The sequence below is a fragment of the Chryseobacterium jejuense genome (assembly GCF_900100075.1).
Lineage (GTDB): Bacteria > Bacteroidota > Bacteroidia > Flavobacteriales > Weeksellaceae > Chryseobacterium > Chryseobacterium jejuense.
Genome location: NZ_FNEG01000004.1, coordinates 202,028 through 221,428 on the forward strand (window position 1 = coordinate 202,028; position 19,401 = coordinate 221,428).

Below are 19,401 nucleotides of genomic sequence, written 5' to 3' on the forward strand. Positions count from 1 at the left end.
TATGAAAACAATAAAATACTATATATCAGCTTTAGCCGTAGCCCTCATTACGACAGGCTGTGCTAATGATCTCAATACCTTACCGGAGGGTGATATTTCTGGTGAACAGCTGAGTGAAGATCAGTCAAAACCTGAAAAAATCCTGGGTGGAATTTATCTTGATCTTCGCAGCAATGGAGCCGGAGGAAACGTTTCATCTCACTCTGATTTCGGGATCATGGGAATAAAGGCAGGTGCTGATTTAATGTCTAATGACGTGATCCAGGCAAAAAACCAACATTTGGGAATGTTTTATAATTATGAAGCAACCAATGCCAGTAATATCGCTTCAGAAATTGTATGGACTACTTTTTATGCAAGGATATTCATCATCAACAAACTTCTTAGTGATTTAAAAGGTGATGAAAGTCCTAAAAATAAAGCCATTAAAGGACAGTTACTTGCCTTAAGAGCCTATTCATATTTTAATCTGATCCGTTTTTATGCGAATGATTATAAAGGCCATCAGTCTGATCCGGGTCTTCCTTTGGTTCTTACAACCAATAATCCGAGCCAGGGACTTCCAAGATCAACAGTAGCAGAAGTATACTCGCAGATTGGTCAGGATATTGAAGAATCTATTGTTCTTTTGGAGAGCTTTGCCCGCCCATCAAGAGCTCAAATCGATCAAAGAACTGCTAAAGCCATTGCTGCAGAGGTATTTCTTCAAACCGGAGATTACGCAAAAGCCGCAAAATATGCTGCAGATGGTAAACAGGGAATTGCCCTGATGACAGAAAATGATTATACCACTACCGGATTTTCTAACCTCAGTAATCCTGAGGTGATCTGGGGATTCCATAATACGATTTCTACAATGAGTACCGGAAATTATTATGCTTCTTTCTTCTCTATGTTTGATAATACCAATGAAGGATATGCAGGAGCAGCCCAGATTTATAAGCTTATTGACAAGCGTTTGTATGAAGCTATTCCGGATACGGATTACCGCAAAAAGGTATTCAACGGAAGCCAGCCTGCCAAGTACACCTTTAACGGAAAGACCAAAAACTATCCTGCCTATGTAAGCTGGAAGTTCAAAGATCCAAGCATGTTTGAAGGAGATTATATCTACATCAGAGCCTCTTCATTATATTATATAGAAGCGGAAGCTTTGGCAAGACAAGGAAGAGAAGCGGAAGCAAAACAGGTATTATTTGAAATCGCCTCCAAAAGAGATAAGGCTTATACCCTATCTACCAAAACAGGAGCTGATCTGATTAATGAAATTATCCTGCAGAAAAGAATTGAACTTTGGGGTGAAGGTTATGCATGGTTTGATATGAAGAGATTGAATACACCTTTAGAAAGAATATATACAGGCACTAACCATACATTTGGAAGATTTAACCTGACACCAGATAAATTTAAATTCCAGATCCCGAATAAAGAGATTAATAATAACCCTCAAATCAAACAGAATGACTAGATAAAGCAACAAAACAATTTTAATATATTTCAAGCAGCCACCATTTACAGTAAATGGTGGTTTTTTATGGGTTAGTAATTCCTTCCAAGTTTTTATTTTTCCGTAAGGAATTTATACCGGACCACCAGAATATCAAGAATTCCGATGCAGAGATAATAGATGCCTCCAAATAACATATTCACCAGAATATCAGAATAGATCGTTTGGAAAAACAAGGAAAAAATGAGAATAAAAAACCACAGGATCAACTTTGCTGAAAAAACTCCGGCAACCCGGGCAATCATCTCATCATCCTTTACTGTCTTAGATTGAACCAGGCACTGGACCAATGTAATCAGGCATCCGTAAAACAGTTCTTTTTCCTTAAATAAATCAAAGGTTAGAAAGTAAAGAATAGGTCCGGCAGCAGCCAACAACCAAACAAAAATTTTCAAAAAAAAGCCGGCTTTAAACTCTTTAGTAAGAATAAGGGTTGAAAAGATAAACAACGGATACACAAAAAACACAGAATAGAGCATGTATTTATATGTCAGAAGTTCTACTGTTTCTCTGCCTTCAGAAATCCAGAACATTCGAAAATATAAAAATGACAGGTAGAACGAGTTCAGCCCAAAAGCCACTGGTAATACTCTATGTTTCATAGAAAATGATGGATAAATTTGTTCATAACTTTATCATTTACTTTCCATTTCGAAGACTAGCCAGTTTATAAAAAAACTACGAATCTTCTTCAAAATCAGTCACCTGTTCTTACAATAAAAACAGCACCATTTGCTATAAATGATGCTATTCATACAATTTGATTATCAATAGAATAAACTTTTCTTCTTATTTATTTTTTCTGATTCCTTAAGTTTTCGTTTCATGTATTCTATTTCTGGCACCTAAGTTTCAGGAATAGATTTTATGCTCCGAATCATAGTCCTTATCAAGGTAACGGTTAATAGCTCTAAAAATTATGTGAGAAAGAATGAATACCTATATTTTTAACATACATTGGGCTTTATTTACTAAATGATTACTTCCTGAAAATTTTCCAGTTCTGTATTAAAAATGATGTGTCCGAATTCTTTAAATCAAAACATTTTTTTGCTTTTAGCTTTTAAAAGCTTACAATAATCCTCTGCAATGGTATAATAGGATTGATGGTCTCCGTTACCTATTAAAAAGTAAACAGTACATGTAATTTTCGGAGTTGAATCAATGAGGTTTACAGGGAATGAATATAAGAAGTGGTAATGTTATACTCTTATAAAAAGTAAAAAACTCCAATGGATAAAAATATTGATTTCAAATCAAAAAAGAGATACCGGAAATACATATATTTGGAAACCAAAAACCTATTCAAATAACCACCGTAAAATGAAGTCAAAGAAAATTATTCTTACCCTTTTCATCCTATTTATAAGCCTACCACTCTTTTCGCAAAACAATACCAATCCCGAATTTAAAAAAGTAATTGAAACTATTATTGCCCATAAAAAGGCAGATATAGGGGTTTCTATTGTAACAGCAGGAACTCACAAAAAAGAAGTAACCCAGATCAATGGGAATAAGCCACTTCCTATGTTAAGCACATTTAAGTTTCCTGTCGCTTTAGCAGTTCTTCATAAAGTGGAAAAAGGCGAACTTTCTTTACAGCAAAAAATTTACATCAAAAAAGAAGAGCTTCTGGAGGACACTTATAGCCCATTCAGAGAGAAATACCCTGAGGGAAATATGGAACTCAGCCTGGAAGAATGCATCCATTGGATGATGGTTTATAGTGACAATAACCTAACTGATATCCTGATTAGGCTCATTGGAGGCCCTGATTATGTTCAGAATTTCATCAACAGCAAAGATATTGTCATTAAAAATGATGAAGAAGGTATGCATAAGGATTGGGACTCTCAATTCATCAATACCATCACCCCCAACGCAGCGATCAGATTACTGGAACAGTTCTACAATGGAAAAATACTTAATAAAGAACATACGAAATGGCTATATACCGTCATGATCAATAATGCGACAGGAACTAAAAGACTTAAAGGGAAGCTGCCTAAGGATGTTAAAGTAGCCCATCGCACCGGAACCTCCTTCACCAATAAAGCAGGAATGACTGGAGCGATCAATAATTATGGAATTATTGAACTTTCAGATAAAAAAAGAATCTATATTGCCGTTTTTATACATGATACTTTTGAAACTTTTGAAAACTCAGAAGCCATTATTGCAGACATAGCCAAAGCAGCATACAACTACTACAACAAATAAATCCATGACCAAAACAAAATTATTTTTCACCCTTGCTATTTCAGCATTGTTGTCTGTTTCAGCAAAGGCACAGAAGACCCCTTCTTATTCAAAAAAAATTGACAGCATCATGACAACTTCTACTCCATTAAAATTCAATGGAGTGGTTCTGGTTTCTCAAAATGGAAAAATAAAATACCTGAAGGCCAATGGATATAAGGATTTTGAAAAAATGACTGCTTTAAAGACCAATGATCAGTTTGAAATCATGTCAAATTCAAAACAGGTCACAGCTGTTCTGATTTTACAGGCCGCTGAACAGGGGAAACTTGATCTTCAGACTCCTATCAAAAAATATCTCCCAACAATTACTCAATCCTGGGCAGATACGGTCACCATACATAACCTTTTGAACCATACCCATGGGATTGTAGACTTAGAGAAACCTGTTGCTTTTAAAGCTGGCTCACAGTTTAAATACGGAAACCTGTCTTACACGCTCCTGGGAGAAATTCTTCAGAATACAACAGGGGAAAGCTTTACAGAACTCGCTACTACCCTATTCAAGAAGCTGAAGATGGAGAAAACATTTGTGTACAACAGTAAAAATAATCAGGCTTTGGTTCCAGGGTATAGAAGTGAGCATAACCAATTCGAAAAGGTAGAAGGTTCATTTTTAAATGATGATATCGCTCCTGCAGCCGGAATTGTTTCCACTGTAGAGGATGTTGCAAAGTGGGATCAGGCGTTGTTTAAGGGAAAACTTCTTTCTCCAAAGTTTCAAAAACTGTTCCTGACACCTTCTACATCTTCCCAACACAATGTCTTTGGAAAAGAAAGTATGGGATTTGGATACAATATCAGATTCATCAAGGAAGTTGGGCTTAATTATTATGCAGTAACGGGACTTGGTGACGGTTTTACATGTCTGAATGTATATTTCCCGTCTACAGACACGAGTTTGATTATTCTTGAAAATCAAATGCCCAGAAACAGTGAACACTGGAGTTTTCAGGAGGCAGCTATTAAAAATATTATATTGAAAAGTATTACGTCAAAATAACTCCATCTTAAACAACAATATAAAAGGCAGCTTCTCTTCTGAAAACTGCCTTTTTTTTGTTACTAACCATTTGTAAAGTGTTGGAAAACGCAAAGACGCAAGATTTTTTTTAAGATTGTGTTATTAAGGCGCAAGGATTTTATCTCCGATAAAATTGTATGCTGCTAGAATATGTTCTAATAATGACGGCAAATATTTCCAAGTTTCTTTCACTCTATTTTCTATACTCCTATGAGGTTTAATCTTTTTACCACATAGGAGCATAGACTTTTAAACTATATATAATTTACTTATTTATGCATTAGTGGCTAAAGGCTTGTGAGCTTTACAATTTTATCTTTAATACCGGCAAAAGGCTTTTCAATGAAGAATCTATACAGTAAGCTACCTGCAATACATCCCAATAAACAAATGATAAGGCATCCGGTATCTGAAGGTTCTAAATTAAATCGTTCAAAAAGAGTCTGAATCATATGAATAATCCCCTTGTGGGAAAGATAAATCGAATAAGATAAGGCAGCTAGCTCAGCCGTAATATAAGATTTCCATTTTGAAAGAAATGAAGATGCTGAAACAGCAGACAAAACAATACAGCCATAGCTTATTGCTACCAAAGTAAATCCAAATACAGATGCTTCTTTTGAGGCTTGCTCATTACAAATCCAAAATGACATACTCAGCAATAGTATTCCTGCAATAAAAAGTTTATTTCCATTTTGATGAACTATTCTTTTAAAACCTGAAGAATACTGCATAAAATAGCCAATAAGAACTCCTGTTGCAAGTCCATCTAGTCTCGTATGAGTCGGGTAATATATTTTCATATACCAGTTTCGCCAAAACTCCAGGGAATTAGTATCCATTCCAGCTATAGCTACATTCCATGTTACAAGCCTCATGATTACGGAAGATATGATGAAGAGGAATATTAAAACAGGAAAATATGTAAACAGCCTTGAAGGTATTACCACCAAAAGAAACAAGGGAAGAAGAAGGTAAAACTGCTCTTCAATACACAAAGACCATGCATGAGAAAATGTTCCCTGATCTATTACATTCAATCCATAATTCTGAGTGAAGGTGACAAACTTCCATAAAGGTGGCAACGCTTCCCGCTCTCTGAAAAAAGGAATGGTACAATACAGAAAAAGAGTAAAAAAATAAGCTGGAACAATTCTGAAAAATCGTTTCATATAAAAGGTCTTTAAGCTTATGGTTCCTTTACGGTTCATCTCTTGAAACAATTGTCCTGAGATCAGGAAACCACTCAAGACAAAAAAGAGATCAACTCCGGTCCAGCCAAATCTGCCTATCGTATCTATCCATTCCGGATGTTTAAATGCCCGATAATGGAATAATAAAACCAACACTATAGCTAATGTTCTCAGATGATCTAATCCGTAAAGCCTTTCCGAACGTTCTGTTATCATATTTTTTTACTGCAAATCTTGCTAAAAACTGGATTCATTTTCAACAGAAAGTTCAGAAAACAGGAATTCAGGGGTCAATGATAAGATAGGCCGTCTGAACGTTGAATAATGCTATTTACCCTTAATGTATTGGATTCTGCATTACTTCTGACAGTTGTGTCTTAAGATTCTTTATTTTTGATGATAATGAAAATTGGAACAACCTCTTATCATCGACAAAATATATACTTCCAGCTATTTTTCTGGATCGCCTTGTTTTTGTTTGGAATCGCAAGAACTTATGATGATTATAATGATGAAATCTTTAAACAGTTGATAATCTATAACTTTTGCCATTGGATTTTTCAGATCCTGGCAGCCAATTTTATCTATTATGTTTTGGTTCAACATTTTTTTGACCGAAAAAGATATGCTGAATTCACATTCTATCTTATTCTAAGCTTATATTTTATTTCGGTAGCCAACAGAATATTTATTGTTGATTTTGCTGAACCCTTTTTCATCAATGAACCCCAAGACAGCCTTATCAGCATTTTTACCGACATCCGATACCTATTATTCCATTATACATTTCCGATCATCAGTGGTGCTTTTATCTTTATTTCAATCATATTTTTTATGCGGTATAAAGATGAAAAAGAAAACTCCATTCAACTGGAAAAGGAGAAAGCTGAACTGGAATTGAAATCCCTCAAATCCCAGCTTAATCCACATTTTTTATTTAATACTCTAAATAATATCTATTCTCTTTCCATCAGTCATTCAGATAAAACATCCCAATCCATTAGCCAACTCTCCGATATTCTGGACTACATCTTATACAAAGGACAGAAAAAATGGGTCTCTGTTACCGATGAATTGAGTATTATTGATGATTATATTGCCCTGGAAAGCCTGCGTTATGCTGATGAAAGATTAAAAATAACCAAGATGACCAGATTAAGTTCTGCTAATTGTATTCCGCCACTGCTGTATCTTACTTTAGTAGAAAATGCCTTTAAACACGGGGCGGGGAAAAGTTCTGAACAAACGGAAATAAAAATAGAACTGGAAACCAATGCCCAACATTCTGTCTTCAGAATTCAAAATACTTACAGTGATATTTCAGATCAAAATGAAAAAGGAATCGGGCTTCAGAATATTAAACGACAGCTTGAGCATTATTATCAGAACCATTTTACCTTCCATATCTTCAGAGAAAACAATATTTTTAATGTTGAAATAATCACTCCTTCACAATATGATTAACTGTATCATTGTAGATGACGAGCCTTTAGCGGCAACCTTACTGGAAAATCATATTTCCAAAATCGATCGTTTAAAACTGACAGGTAAAGCAGAAAATGCTCTTGAAGCTTATAAACTCCTTCAACATCAGAGTGTGGATCTGATGTTTCTCGATATTCATATGCCTCATCTCAATGGAATTGATTTTTTAAAATCTCTTTCTCAAAAACCCAAAACCATTTTTACAACCGCCTACCGGGAATTTGCTATTGAAGGCTTTGAACTGGAGGCTGTAGATTACCTTTTGAAACCCATCACTTTTGAGCGTTTTTTCAAATCTGTAGAACGGGTATTGAGGAATATTGATGATTTAAAAGATGATTTTATCATTCTTAAAACAGAGGGAATGCATCGGAAGCTTTCTCTTGCAGATATCATCTATATTGAAAGCCAGGGAAATGATATTAAAATAACTCTATCTACCACCGAAAATTTTATTTCAAAAAGTAAAATTACAGATCTGGAATTGCTTTTAGCCACAAAAGGTTTTATAAGAATTCACCGTTCGTTTATCATCAATACAGCATTCGTTACAGCTTTCAACAATAATGAAATTCACCTTGGAGCCTATGAAATTCCTGTGGGGAGAAGCTACAAACAGGAATTTGATCATTTTATCTCTACGTTCTCAAAAAAAAGACTTTTATAACTGTTTATTAATACCTTATGATTAGATTTATTATGTATTCTTATCAATTCTTCACTCACTGCCTATCATTTTAACATTTATTTTAAATATTTTTTAAAGACACCTTTGCAGATTAATTATTTTCATCCTGTTTTTCAATATATTACACAATTCTACCTCCATAAATACCTCATAAACATAAGTGGAGATATTTTCCACATAAAAGAAATAAAAACCTGTATTACAGCTTTTTACATACAACAAAAACAACCTGTCCCTATCTGTCCATTTATCTTAGATATTAAAAAAAAGTATTACTTTTGCCAGAACGAATAAAGTTGCTTTTTAGCCGTTTTATTCGTAAGTTTATGTGCACCAATTTATAAAACATTAAAATTCATTCCATGAGAAAAATAATTCTACTTATTACATGTATGTTCGGTATTTCAGTTTTCTCTCAGATTAAAGTGTTGAAAAATGAAAGTTTGGTGGAAATCGGCAAAGACAACTCTGTTGGTTTATATAAAAAAGAAGACAAGTATACCGTCAATTATCAGGATCTGAATACCAGCAACCTGAATACAATCCGAGCTTTTTCATTTCAAAATCTGAACGGAGACGTTTCAGGACTCTATAAGCTCATTACGGACGGCTTTATTTCTGCTCCTGAAGAGAATATCGTATTGGAACTTCCTAATGATATCATCGAACTTCATTACGAAAAAAACTATGGCCAGCCTACTGTACAGTTTATACAATACATCAACAAGAACAGAAAATATGTGGGAAAATCACAGTTTCTAACTCAAAAACAGGTTGATAAAGTATTTGGAAGAACAAACGGTAAGTATTCCATGTATGACAAAGCATCCGGCATTAATCAGGATGGAAAAAAAGGAGGCGCAAGTACAGCTTCTACTACTAATCCTGCTTCTGGAGCTAAGAAAAAAGCAAAAAAATAATTATAATTTATAAATATTGCGAAACTCATTCCATTGAATGAGTTTTTTTATTTTATTTTTGCAGAAAGACATTAAAAATTATGCCGCTTCAGATAAACAATTTAACTAAAAAATTTGGGGAACAGACTGCCTTAAACAATATCAATATTTCTATTGACAAAAATGAGATCATCGGTCTTCTAGGCCCTAATGGAGCTGGAAAATCCACCCTAATGAAATCAATTGTAGGAGCACTGAAAATTGATGAAGGAGAAATTATTTTTAATGGTCTGAATATTTCACAACACGAAATTGAAAGCAAGAAAAAAATAGGCTTTCTTCCGGAAAACAATCCGCTTTATCTGGAAATGTATGTGAAGGAATATCTTCAATTTGTAGCCAATATCCATAAAATTTCAGAATCTAGAGTTGATGAAGTTATTGAACTGGTAGGAATTACCCCGGAAAAATCAAAAAGAATCAGCCAGCTTTCCAAAGGATATAAACAGCGTGTAGGATTGGCTCAGGCTATTATCCATCAGCCTGATTTATTAATTCTGGATGAACCTACGAACGGACTGGATCCTAACCAGATTCTGGAAATCAGAAATGTGGTAAAGGAAATTGGACAGCAGAAAACAGTTTTACTTTCCACACATATCATGCAGGAGGTGGAAGCGCTTTGTTCAAGGGTTATTCTTATTCATCAGGGAAATATTCTTCAGGATTGTCCTATTGATGAATTTAAAAGGAAATTCAACAGTCTGGAAGAGGCTTTCGCAAGCTATACTGCTGTTCAGAAAAACTAAGATTTTTCTTGATATTGATTACATTCAAATCTTGAAAAAACTTTAAAATATTTGTATTGAGATTCCTACGGAATGGCACATCTGGTAAGTAAAAATAAGATTTGTCATTCCGGAGGAATCTCAGTCTTTTTACACTAATATATTGGAAAATTCCGTTCTTCATTAAGATGTATATTCCATTAAAAGAACAAATAATGGCTTCATATTTGATGGAGTTTGAACTATTAACCAATAACCATTACAATATGATTAAGTACTTCCTATTAGGAGCTTTCTCTTTAGCTCAATTTTCTTTTGTTTCTGCTAAAGAAACTCCTGAATTTTCAAAAAGCACTACTATTACCAATAATGTTTTTCAACAGGTTCCTAAAACCGTGATTATTAAAACTAAGAAATTTAAGATCAGAATTGATAAGCAGCCTAATGGTAAATACCTGTATCAATCGTGGAATGCCAATGCAAAAATTACGGCTAAGCCAAGCATGATTATCAGTGACGGGGAACTGATTCCTGATGGCAGCGGAGGTAATTATTACTTTAATTTTAATAATGATGGTCACAGCTATCAGGTATGGAGAAACTACCTTACCAACTCTGCGAAAAAAGCACCTTATACTCTTGTTGTTTATGATTCTAATGACCAGGAAATCGTACGTCAGGATGCACAGGTAGTTAAAAATTAATATAAGTTAGTTCCGGCAGAAAACTGGAAGCGAGAAGTTGAATGTAAGCTGTTTTTAAGCTATTAACCTCCCTCTTCCAGTATCTGCCTTTTTATTTTTAAATATTTATGTTCCGGCTTGTCTTAATTCCGTAAGAAAACGGCTGTCTCCATAGCTTTCTTTAGCCGCCTGATAGCCAATATCAAAAATTTGTTCCAGACGGTCTTTTCCACGTTCAAAAGTTCCGTAAGTAGATAGCTTTTGAGAAGAAATAAACCAATCGCAATAATCAAATTTAACTTTCTCGATTCTATAGGAAAGAAGGTCATAAGAACGGGAAACAATGGCTTTAATAGAGTTCAGATCTTTGATTTTAGCTTCATTGGGTGGTGAAACAAATACTCCAATCAGTTTATCACAATCGTCTCTGATGATATCTGCCGGGAAATTGTTCAGCACACCTCCATCACAATACATTTCATCACCAATAATATAAGGTGTTGTAATTCCCGGAATAGAACACGAAGCAATAATGGCGTCTACTACTTCAAAATCTTTATCAAAAATCTTCTGGGTTCCGGTAACCAATTCTGTCGCCACAATCTTCACTTCAATATCCAGATCTCCCAATTTCATGTCATGAAAAATAGGTTTAAGATAATTCCTGAAAATAACTGAAGAAACCAATCCCGGCTGGTTGAACGCAAAATGCTTCCAGTTAAAAAAATAAACGGAATTAAAAAATTCCATAATCTCATCAGGAGTCTTTCCTATGGCATGAAGGCATCCAACAATAGACCCTGCACTACAGCAGGAAAGAAGGTCTATTTTAATATCTTTTTCCTTCAAGAATTTCAATACTCCCGCATGAGCGATTCCTTTAGTACCACCGCCTGACAAAACAAGTCCAACTTTCTCAAAATTCATTGAATAAATGTAAGGAAACAGCTTGATATAATTAGGTTAATTTTTATAAATATGCTTATTTTAAAATTATTTTAACACAAAACCGTTAACAACAATCAGAATTTCACCATAAGGCTATTCAATGAGAAAATAGGATGAGCTAAGTAACAAACCTAACAGGTTTCAGAAATCTGTTAGGTTTTAGTGATCATTTATCTCAAACTATGAAAAAAGCTCAGATTTCTCTGAGCTTTTATATTGTACTGATCTAATCAAATTTTGCATCCCATAATTGTAAAAGCTGAATGCATTCTTTCTCTGATTTGGCTTGCTGGAGTTTTTCTGTAAAAACTGAATCATTTTTGAATAACTTTTTTAAACTCTGTCTAAAGTCATCAAAAGGACCTTCTTTATATTCGTAAAGGATATTTTTATCTTTATCTACCAGATATTTGATAAATTGAACTTTCGGTGTCAGAATTGAATTATTAAAAGATTTATACCAATTTATATTCTTTCCTTCATAAAGCACTTCAATCAATCCTTTCTCCTTAAGGAATTTATCTGTTGAAGCAAAATATTCATGCTTATTCTGATTTTCATCTAAAATTTTAATATACCTTACTTCATTAATGGGAACCCAGTTGGCTGCTCCTTTTTCGTCCATCATTTTCATTTTGAATAAAATGGTAGCAAATGAGTATTTTGTATTGGTATAAAGACCGGTATTTCTCACTTTAGCTTTTATAGTATCTCCAGAGGTTTTTAAAACATATTCTGCAGGAAAATATCTTTTGTTTTCTTTTTCTTGAGAAAAAAGGAGAGTAAAACAAAAGATCCCTAATAAAAAGATTACTTTCTTCATGGATAGTTATTAAAAAAGCTCAGAAAAATCTGAGCTTTAAATATAATAAAATAATTGATTAAATGTGAATCACTTCACCATAAGCTGCTGCTGCTGCCTCCATGATTGCTTCAGAAACAGTTGGGTGCGGGTGGATAGATTTGATGATCTCATGACCTGTAGTTTCTAATTTTCTAGCAACTACTGCTTCAGCAACCATATCAGTTACTCCTTCACCAATCATGTGACATCCTAACCATTCACCATATTTAGCATCAAAGATTACCTTGATAAATCCGTCTGTATTTCCGTTTGCAGTAGCTTTACCACTTGCAGAAAGAGGGAATTTACCTACTTTAATTTCGTATCCTTTTTCTTTAGCCTGCTTTTCAGTAAGACCTACAGAAGCTACTTCAGGGTGACAGTAAGTACATCCAGGAATATTGCCATAGTCAATTTTCTCAACGTGCATTCCTTTGATTTTCTCAACACAAGTGATTCCTTCTGCAGAAGCAACGTGAGCTAATGCCTGAGTTGGGATGATATCACCAATTGCATAGTAACCAGGTGCTGAAGTTTCATACCATTCGTTTACTAAAACTCTACCTTTATCTGTCTGGATTCCTACTTCTTCTAAACCGATGTTTTCGATGTTAGCAGCAATACCTACAGCAGATAATAGAACATCAGCCTCAAGAGTAATATTTCCGTTAGCTGTTTTAACGTTTGCTTTTACTCCTTCTCCTGTTGTATCTACACTTTCTACAGAAGCGTTTGTCATGATTTCAATTCCTGATTTTTTCAGAGATTTCTCTAAGTGTTTAGAGATTTCTTCATCCTCTACAGGAACAATGTTTGGCATAAATTCAACAACAGTTACTTTAGTTCCCATTGTATTATAGAAATCAGCAAATTCTACCCCAATAGCTCCAGAACCTACAACGATCATAGATTTTGGCTGCTCAGGAAGAGATAATGCCTGTCTGTATCCGATAACTTTTTTACCATCTTGCGGTAAATTTGGTAATTCTCTTGAACGAGCTCCTGTAGCGATGATAATGTGGTTAGCAGCATATTCAACTACTTTACCGTCTTTATCTGTTACAGAAACTTTTTTACCTTTCTGTACTTTTGCAGTACCAAGAATTACGTCAATCTTATTCTTTTTCATTAAGAACTCGATTCCTTTGCTCATTTTGCTGGCAACACCACGGCTTCTCTGAATTACATTCGGGAATTCAAAGCTAGCTTCTACTTTATTTAATCCGTAATCTTCAGCATGGTTGATATAATGAAAAACCTGAGCAGATTTCAATAAAGCTTTGGTTGGAATACATCCCCAGTTAAGGCAAATTCCTCCTAAGTTTTCTTTCTCGATAATTGCGGTTTTGAAACCCAATTGTGCTGCTCTGATCGCAGTAACATATCCACCAGGACCACTTCCAATGACAATAATATCGTAATTCATTACTTTAAAAATTTTTATGCGAATTTAAGGAAAAATATTGGATGTTTCACGTTTCTTCAAATTGATCTTAAAATCCATCAATAAGCCATTTTCATTCAATTTTAAACAAAAAAAGAGAACACAAAAAGCATTCTCTTTCAACAAAAATTATTTTAAACTATAAACTTCGTAAAATTCCCTTTATAGAATTCTACTCATCAAATTTTAATAAGTGCAAGAAATCTGTATTATTTCGCTTGTTTAAGCAATCGTTTTTCTGTCTGATATCTTTTATTTAGAGCCTTCATCTGATCTCTTTTCATCTGTTTGGTAGCCAATGGATGATTTAGGATCAGCTTCTTTTCGGTATTGTATTTTTTATCTAATTCCTGTGCCTTAAGATTGATTAATTCATTTTTTGACGGATGCGGTGGAGCCGGTGGATGTTTTTGTGCAGAAACGTTCATGGATAAGCCTAATAATAACAGGGTTGAAATCAATACTTTTTTCATGATGGTTATATTTTTGAATGAATTCAATGGGTATCAAATTCATTCTGGTTCATCCATTAATCTGCATATATCATACCAATATTTTATTATTAATCAACATGTCCATTTACCAGCAATTCGCTATTTATGGTTATTCTAAATAAAATAATTAAAATTTATTATTCTTTTAAAACAGAAAGATAAAGACCCTATTAGGATATATCTCATATTTTTTAACCATACAATCATAAATAACTCAATACAAATATATTCTATGTAATCATTTTTAATTATTTCACAATCTTCAAATATCCCATCATAGAGATTTATGTTAAAAAACAATAAAAATCATCAACAAAAACTATATCAATGATTATTTTTCTATATTTTTGCATAAAACATTAAAAAAAATAAATATGAGAAAATATATTTCAATTTTCTTGTTTGGAGCAGCTACTTTAAGTGCTCAGGTTGGTATTAATACCCCAACTCCTAATAGTACTTTAGCCATCAACGGATCTTTAGGTGCCGGCTACAAAGAAGTAACAGCAGCAGCTTATACTATTCTGGCTAACGATCACTACATTACATATAATGGAGCTGCTAATGCAACATTTACTCTTCCTGTGATCGGGACAGGAACAACAAGCTATACGGGAAGGATTTATAAGATTAAAAATATCTCCTCTTCTTCTATCACACTTCAGGCTTCCAGCGGTAACACCCTACGAATTGATAATACCCCTGTAGCATCATTTGTAATTCCTATAGGAGCTTACGCTGAAGTGGTGAACAACGGTAATACCACAGGAGGAACATGGGATCTGTCTTTTACAGTACTTCCCAAACCAAGTAATGTTGAAATTTATGGAGCACAGCTTTCAATTCCTCCTCATGGAGGCGGAAGTGGTGCCATTGCTGACTGGGATAACCATACGGTTACTACTTATGATACAGGTACTGGAACTGACAGATGGTGGATCATCAGTAAAACATCAGTAAGCAACGCTCATACTGCCGGATATTCTAATGCTAGTAGAATGACCATTGTATATGAATATCAGGGGGCTCCATTCAATGTAACCAATATGTATCCTACTTTAACAGCCGGAAATAACTCAAGTTTCCCTGATGTATTTACGGCATCTTTTGTAAGTCTTGCCAATAATGGCACTAGTGGAAGAACAAGGCTTACAGTATCGGTTGCCCGTATTGATTTTATTGGAGCTAACGGAAGTAACAATAGTAACTGGACAGGTACATTCCTTCTGAACTTATTATTGGCAAGAAAATACTAATAGTAAAGATGACTCTGTGATATCACAGTCGGTCTCCCCAATATCTACTCCTTCAATGATCTATTGAAGGAGTTTTGTTTTTTGAAAAATGGATATTGAAGCTCTATCAATTAAAATGGAAAGTTTTCATCCTCTATTTTAATATGAATTTAAGGTAGTAAGATTCTGACTGTGAAGTATTTTTAATACCTTTAAATATAAATATCATTTAATCACCATTCAAAAAACATCAATGAAAAAAAATACATTGACCAGAGACAATCTCTGGATGAAGGAACCAGAAGACCACGACTTTCCTGCAGCATTAGACTACCTGGAGCTTCTCTATATTCCTGATGAAGCAAACAAAATTGTTGAAAGCTTAAAAGGCGCAAAAACGATTACCAAAAAATCTAAAGATATTCTCAGAGCTAGTAAGCTTGCCCTGCTTCCAGAGACCAATATCCACGTGAAGGAAAATCTGAAAAAGGTAGAAAAGAATAAAAAATTATCTCCCATCCTACTGGTAAGAGGACAACATGAACTTATCATTGCTGATGGTTATCACCGCTTATGCTGCAGCTATTATCTTACGGAGGATTTAGAAGTTCCATGCAGACTGGTTTAGGTACATCATTCTTATTAAAAATTAAGTCTTCATAATTTAAGAATGGCCTCATCAAAGGTTGGATAAGAAAAGTGAAATCCGCTTTTCATGAGTTTTGCAGGATAAACGTTGCGACTCTTCAATAATAATTCGGTTTCTGTGTTCAGAAATATAGAGGCAATTTCCAGCTGCCATACCGGAGCATTCAATCCAAATGGAGCGCTGAATTCTTTTCTCAGTTTTTTCATCATGACTTCATTGGATAATGGAGCTGGTGCAGTTATATTAATTGCACCTTCCATACTTTTATTTTGAATAATCCAGTCAACAGCTCTGCAAAAATCATCAATATGAATCCAGCTTACCATTTGATTTCCTCTTCCCTGTTTACCTCCTAATCCTAATTTTGTAATCATTTTCAGCTTTGGAAATGCTCCACCGTTGTTTCCCAGTACAATGGAGGTACGAAGGGCTATTTTTCTTATTCTGTCATGTTGAGTTTTAAAAAATTCTGCTTCCCAACTCTTACAAATGTTCATAGAGAAATCATCACCGATAGTACCATTCTCTTCAGTATTTAAATGGTTTTCTGAATGTACATAAATGGTTGCAGAACTGGCATTCAACCAATTTTTTGGTGGAATAGAACAAGCGTTAACGGCTTCGTGTAATACTTTTGTACTGTTAATTCTTGATGCATAAATTTCTACTTTATTCTTCTCATGGTAACGGCAATCAACAGATTTCCCAGTAAGATTGATGAGAGCATCAGCTTGTTCAAGAATATTTTTCCATTCACCTATTGTTTTAGTGTCCCAATAGATTTCATTTTTACGTTGAGGCTTACGGGTCAGAATGTAGACCTGATCGCCTTTTTCTGTAAAATATTTTTCTAAGTTTTGACCGAGAAATCCGGTTCCAGCAGCGATGATTATTTTCATTTTTGTGAGGGTTTGAGAGTTTTTGAGTATTAGAGTTTAAAGATGTTTTCTATTTTAAATAAGGTCTTTTTTTGTTCTTACTTCTATTTCTGAACCTTCTGCCAGCATTACTGAAATGGGATCCTGATGATTAAGAAATTCAAAGTCTTTTCCGTAAACCTTTTGAAAATCGATTTCCAATTGATACTCTTTTACCTGATAACAATCCCATTTGGGGTGACAGACTTCATATTCTGAGGTTTTATCATCCTTTTTCGTGAAACCATAATAATGTTCTGTAATAAACTCAAACTCTGAGTCTGTTTCCATTGGTTGCACCTTATTTTCAGCAGTGATCTGGATAGAATGCCAGCTTTTATCTTTCCATGAATATTGGATCAGCAACTCATTTTCTTGATGATGAATCAGGTTTTTCATCGGCATCGTATGGTAATTTTCTTTATACACAGAATTAGCAACAAAGCTTAACGCTGGTTTTGGAACAATTTCTTTGATAAAAACCACCCCCCTCTTCCATTCTCCGTTTTCATTTTTCCTTACATAAAATCTGAGGTTTACTTCTTCGAAATTACGATGAAACGGAATCGGTAAGCCTAATAATTTTGTATTTAAAAACATAAAACCCACCACACTCACATAACACTTACCTTTATAAAAATCGAGTTCTGTACCTTTAGGCAGGTATTTTAATAATAGATCAGGATTGATTTCATAATTGATGATGGCTAATTTTCGCCATTCTGCTTTTAAAAAATTCATGATGTGGGATGTTTGATGGTTTGTTGTTGTTGTTGTTGTTGTTTTTGTTGTGATGGTTGATAGAATTTTATTCTATCCTGGGTTAAATCGCCACTTCGTGGCTGGTTGATTGGTGTCTGTTTAATTGGACGCCGGTTGATTGTGGGCTGGTCGATTGCGTGGTTGGTTCGTAGTTACTGGCTGCCGATTCTGCAGTGGATTTGATGAGTTTGTTTCTTTCCAATAGGAAATTTTTGAGATAGTTTTTCAGGAATATTTTGTTAAACACTTTCCCTATTATTCCTAATGGAGATTCGAAATTAAAAATGTCTGTCATCAATGTTTTGCCATCTATCGTTTTAAAAATATGCTGGTGATGCAATGATTTGAAGGTTCCTTGCTGCATTTCATCTGTAAACTGATTAGGCTTTTCCATGCTGATAATTTTTGTGGTGAGGGTTTGATATACTCCCAAATGTTTTGCTCTCCAGGTAACGGTTTCATTTTCTTCAATTAAACCGGATGTACGACCTGCAATTGCTTTTTCATGAGTTTTCGAGGTTGATTGTTGGTGTAAATCTATATTTCTTGCTAAATCAAAAACGGTTTGAATATCAGCACTAATCAGGGTTTCTAAATAAATTCGGGACATATCAAAAAGGTTTTATTTTATAATCTTTAAAGGCTGGTCAAAAGAATGATGGCCAAAGCGGTTAGTCTGAACAATATCCATGAAATGGTAGGAAGCATATTCAGTTTTAAGATTCTGCATCTTCTTAAATGTTCCAGGAACATGATGCATACTACAACTCCAAAATAGATAAGATAGAAAACCGGAGCAAAATTGGTCAACATAGCAGGAATTAGGAGTAGTGTTCCTAGTAATGAAACAGTCAGCATATTTCCGAGGTAATCCCAAATCTTATCTTTTAAATAAGCTTTTAAAAATAGGGTTTGCCAAAGGATCTGTCCAAAACAAACGGCTAATTCCCTTAAGAAATTTGGAGTTAGATTGACCCCAAGTCTTCCTGAATATAGACTTAAAATATAAGCTGAAAACAGGGCCACAAAAGTTATATAAGCTAATCTGTATTTCAGATTAAAATCCGGTACACAAGATTGTTCTGTATTGTCTTTTCTGGATGGAATAATCTGTTTCCGGTTATAGGAAACAAAGGAATATAGTTTTTTAAAGAACCAATACAAGGGCTGTATTCTGGCTATTTTTTCTAACAATGGGAATGAGCTTCCGATAATTAGCAACAAACTGTCTAAGCCATAAGTCACTTTATTATTTTCGTGATCCACAAGGGCAATTTCGTTTTTTGCCCGGTTAAAGTCTACCAGATTTTTATTTCTGACTGATATTTCTGTAAAGGCTTCTCGTCCATTTTCATCAAGCATTCCGCATTTTGTAAAGCCCTTGGAATAAATAGAACACATAGGGCATTCATTATCGTAAATCAAGGTGTGATTCTGTAGTGTTTTCATCATAGTCTATTTTAAAGGTTAAGAAAATCTCCTCGGGTTCGTTTGTGTTTCAATCGGAAAGTAATGTACATCCAGATCTTAAAGATTAATGTTTTCATTCTTAAATATTTTAAAAATATTATATTTTCAGTAA

General features: G+C 34.3%; 20 protein-coding genes. 10 read left to right on the top strand and 10 right to left on the bottom strand.

What is annotated here, in order from left to right; translation table 11 throughout:
* Position 1 precedes the first annotated feature (1 nt).
* Positions 2-1,468 carry a RagB/SusD family nutrient uptake outer membrane protein gene (locus BLS98_RS13245; protein WP_089736987.1) on the top strand — a complete coding sequence of 489 codons (1,467 nt, stop codon included), beginning with the start codon at positions 2-4 and terminating at the stop codon, positions 1,466-1,468.
* 92 nt (positions 1,469-1,560) lie between these two features.
* On the opposite strand, the gene BLS98_RS13250 is transcribed toward BLS98_RS13245, so the two are convergent.
* Entirely contained in the window at positions 1,561-2,109 is a 549-nt protein-coding gene (locus tag BLS98_RS13250) for a hypothetical protein (RefSeq protein WP_139166116.1), read from the bottom strand.
* A 721-nt stretch (positions 2,110-2,830) separates the two neighbouring features.
* Here BLS98_RS13250 and bla point away from each other — a divergent pair.
* Positions 2,831-3,727: a class A beta-lactamase gene (gene bla / locus BLS98_RS13255; RefSeq protein WP_089737334.1), complete on the top strand. Its 897-nt coding sequence runs from the start codon at positions 2,831-2,833 to the stop codon at positions 3,725-3,727.
* Between the two features lie 4 nt (positions 3,728-3,731).
* Positions 3,732-4,769: a serine hydrolase domain-containing protein gene (locus tag BLS98_RS13260; RefSeq protein WP_089736989.1), complete on the top strand. Its 1,038-nt coding sequence runs from the start codon at positions 3,732-3,734 to the stop codon at positions 4,767-4,769.
* Between the two features lie 308 nt (positions 4,770-5,077).
* Here the strand turns inward: BLS98_RS13260 and BLS98_RS13265 are convergent, their stop codons facing one another.
* Positions 5,078-6,199: an acyltransferase family protein gene (locus BLS98_RS13265; RefSeq protein ID WP_089736990.1), complete on the bottom strand. Its 1,122-nt coding sequence runs from the start codon at positions 6,197-6,199 to the stop codon at positions 5,078-5,080.
* A 186-nt stretch (positions 6,200-6,385) separates the two neighbouring features.
* On the opposite strand from BLS98_RS13265, the gene BLS98_RS13270 reads away from it, so the two are divergent.
* The 5 genes from BLS98_RS13270 (at position 6,386) to BLS98_RS13290 (ending at position 10,547) form a co-directional block, all read left to right on the top strand.
* The gene (locus tag BLS98_RS13270) at positions 6,386-7,447 is read left to right on the top strand and encodes a sensor histidine kinase (protein ID WP_089736991.1); all 1,062 of its coding nucleotides are present in this window, start codon (positions 6,386-6,388) and stop codon (positions 7,445-7,447) included.
* Positions 7,440-8,135, top strand: coding sequence for a LytR/AlgR family response regulator transcription factor (locus BLS98_RS13275; protein ID WP_089736992.1), 696 nt, complete (start codon positions 7,440-7,442; stop codon positions 8,133-8,135). The genes BLS98_RS13270 and BLS98_RS13275 overlap by 8 nt, the downstream gene beginning before the upstream one ends.
* A gap of 383 nt (positions 8,136-8,518) precedes the next feature.
* Entirely contained in the window at positions 8,519-9,076 is a 558-nt protein-coding gene (locus BLS98_RS13280; protein WP_089736993.1) for a hypothetical protein, read from the top strand.
* 80 nt (positions 9,077-9,156) lie between these two features.
* On the top strand, positions 9,157-9,864 hold the full coding sequence (locus tag BLS98_RS13285) for an ABC transporter ATP-binding protein (protein WP_089736994.1): 708 nt from the start codon (positions 9,157-9,159) through the stop codon (positions 9,862-9,864).
* Positions 9,865-10,058: 194 nt separating this feature from the next.
* A complete protein-coding gene (locus BLS98_RS13290; protein WP_139166117.1) occupies positions 10,059-10,547 on the top strand; it encodes a hypothetical protein in 489 nt (162 codons plus the stop codon).
* A 105-nt stretch (positions 10,548-10,652) separates the two neighbouring features.
* Here the strand turns inward: BLS98_RS13290 and BLS98_RS13295 are convergent, their stop codons facing one another.
* The 4 genes from BLS98_RS13295 to BLS98_RS13310 all read right to left on the bottom strand — a co-directional run bounded on the left by BLS98_RS13295 (position 10,653) and on the right by BLS98_RS13310 (position 14,235).
* Positions 10,653-11,453, bottom strand: a complete 801-nt coding sequence (locus BLS98_RS13295; protein ID WP_089736996.1) for a patatin-like phospholipase family protein — start codon at positions 11,451-11,453, stop codon at positions 10,653-10,655.
* Positions 11,454-11,700: 247 nt separating this feature from the next.
* Positions 11,701-12,297, bottom strand: a complete 597-nt coding sequence (locus tag BLS98_RS13300) for a hypothetical protein (protein WP_089736997.1) — start codon at positions 12,295-12,297, stop codon at positions 11,701-11,703.
* A 58-nt stretch (positions 12,298-12,355) separates the two neighbouring features.
* Complete coding sequence (lpdA, locus tag BLS98_RS13305; protein ID WP_089736998.1) at positions 12,356-13,744, bottom strand: dihydrolipoyl dehydrogenase; 1,389 nt, start codon at positions 13,742-13,744, stop codon at positions 12,356-12,358.
* 227 nt (positions 13,745-13,971) lie between these two features.
* A complete protein-coding gene (locus BLS98_RS13310; RefSeq protein ID WP_167356228.1) occupies positions 13,972-14,235 on the bottom strand; it encodes a hypothetical protein in 264 nt (87 codons plus the stop codon).
* Between the two features lie 395 nt (positions 14,236-14,630).
* Between BLS98_RS13310 and BLS98_RS13315 the strand changes: the two genes are divergently transcribed.
* Complete coding sequence (locus tag BLS98_RS13315; RefSeq protein WP_089736999.1) at positions 14,631-15,512, top strand: hypothetical protein; 882 nt, start codon at positions 14,631-14,633, stop codon at positions 15,510-15,512.
* 232 nt (positions 15,513-15,744) lie between these two features.
* A complete protein-coding gene (locus tag BLS98_RS13320; protein ID WP_089737000.1) occupies positions 15,745-16,119 on the top strand; it encodes a hypothetical protein in 375 nt (124 codons plus the stop codon).
* A gap of 29 nt (positions 16,120-16,148) precedes the next feature.
* Here the strand turns inward: BLS98_RS13320 and BLS98_RS13325 are convergent, their stop codons facing one another.
* The 4 genes from BLS98_RS13325 to BLS98_RS13340 all read right to left on the bottom strand — a co-directional run bounded on the left by BLS98_RS13325 (position 16,149) and on the right by BLS98_RS13340 (position 19,268).
* Positions 16,149-17,039, bottom strand: a complete 891-nt coding sequence (locus BLS98_RS13325; protein WP_089737001.1) for a TIGR01777 family oxidoreductase — start codon at positions 17,037-17,039, stop codon at positions 16,149-16,151.
* Between the two features lie 54 nt (positions 17,040-17,093).
* On the bottom strand, positions 17,094-17,798 hold the full coding sequence (locus tag BLS98_RS13330) for a YqjF family protein (RefSeq protein ID WP_089737002.1): 705 nt from the start codon (positions 17,796-17,798) through the stop codon (positions 17,094-17,096).
* A gap of 82 nt (positions 17,799-17,880) precedes the next feature.
* A complete protein-coding gene (locus BLS98_RS13335) occupies positions 17,881-18,429 on the bottom strand; it encodes an SRPBCC family protein (RefSeq protein ID WP_228425223.1) in 549 nt (182 codons plus the stop codon).
* Positions 18,430-18,455: 26 nt separating this feature from the next.
* The gene (locus BLS98_RS13340) at positions 18,456-19,268 is read right to left on the bottom strand and encodes a DCC1-like thiol-disulfide oxidoreductase family protein (protein WP_139166118.1); all 813 of its coding nucleotides are present in this window, start codon (positions 19,266-19,268) and stop codon (positions 18,456-18,458) included.
* Between the last annotated feature and the right edge of the window lie 133 nt (positions 19,269-19,401).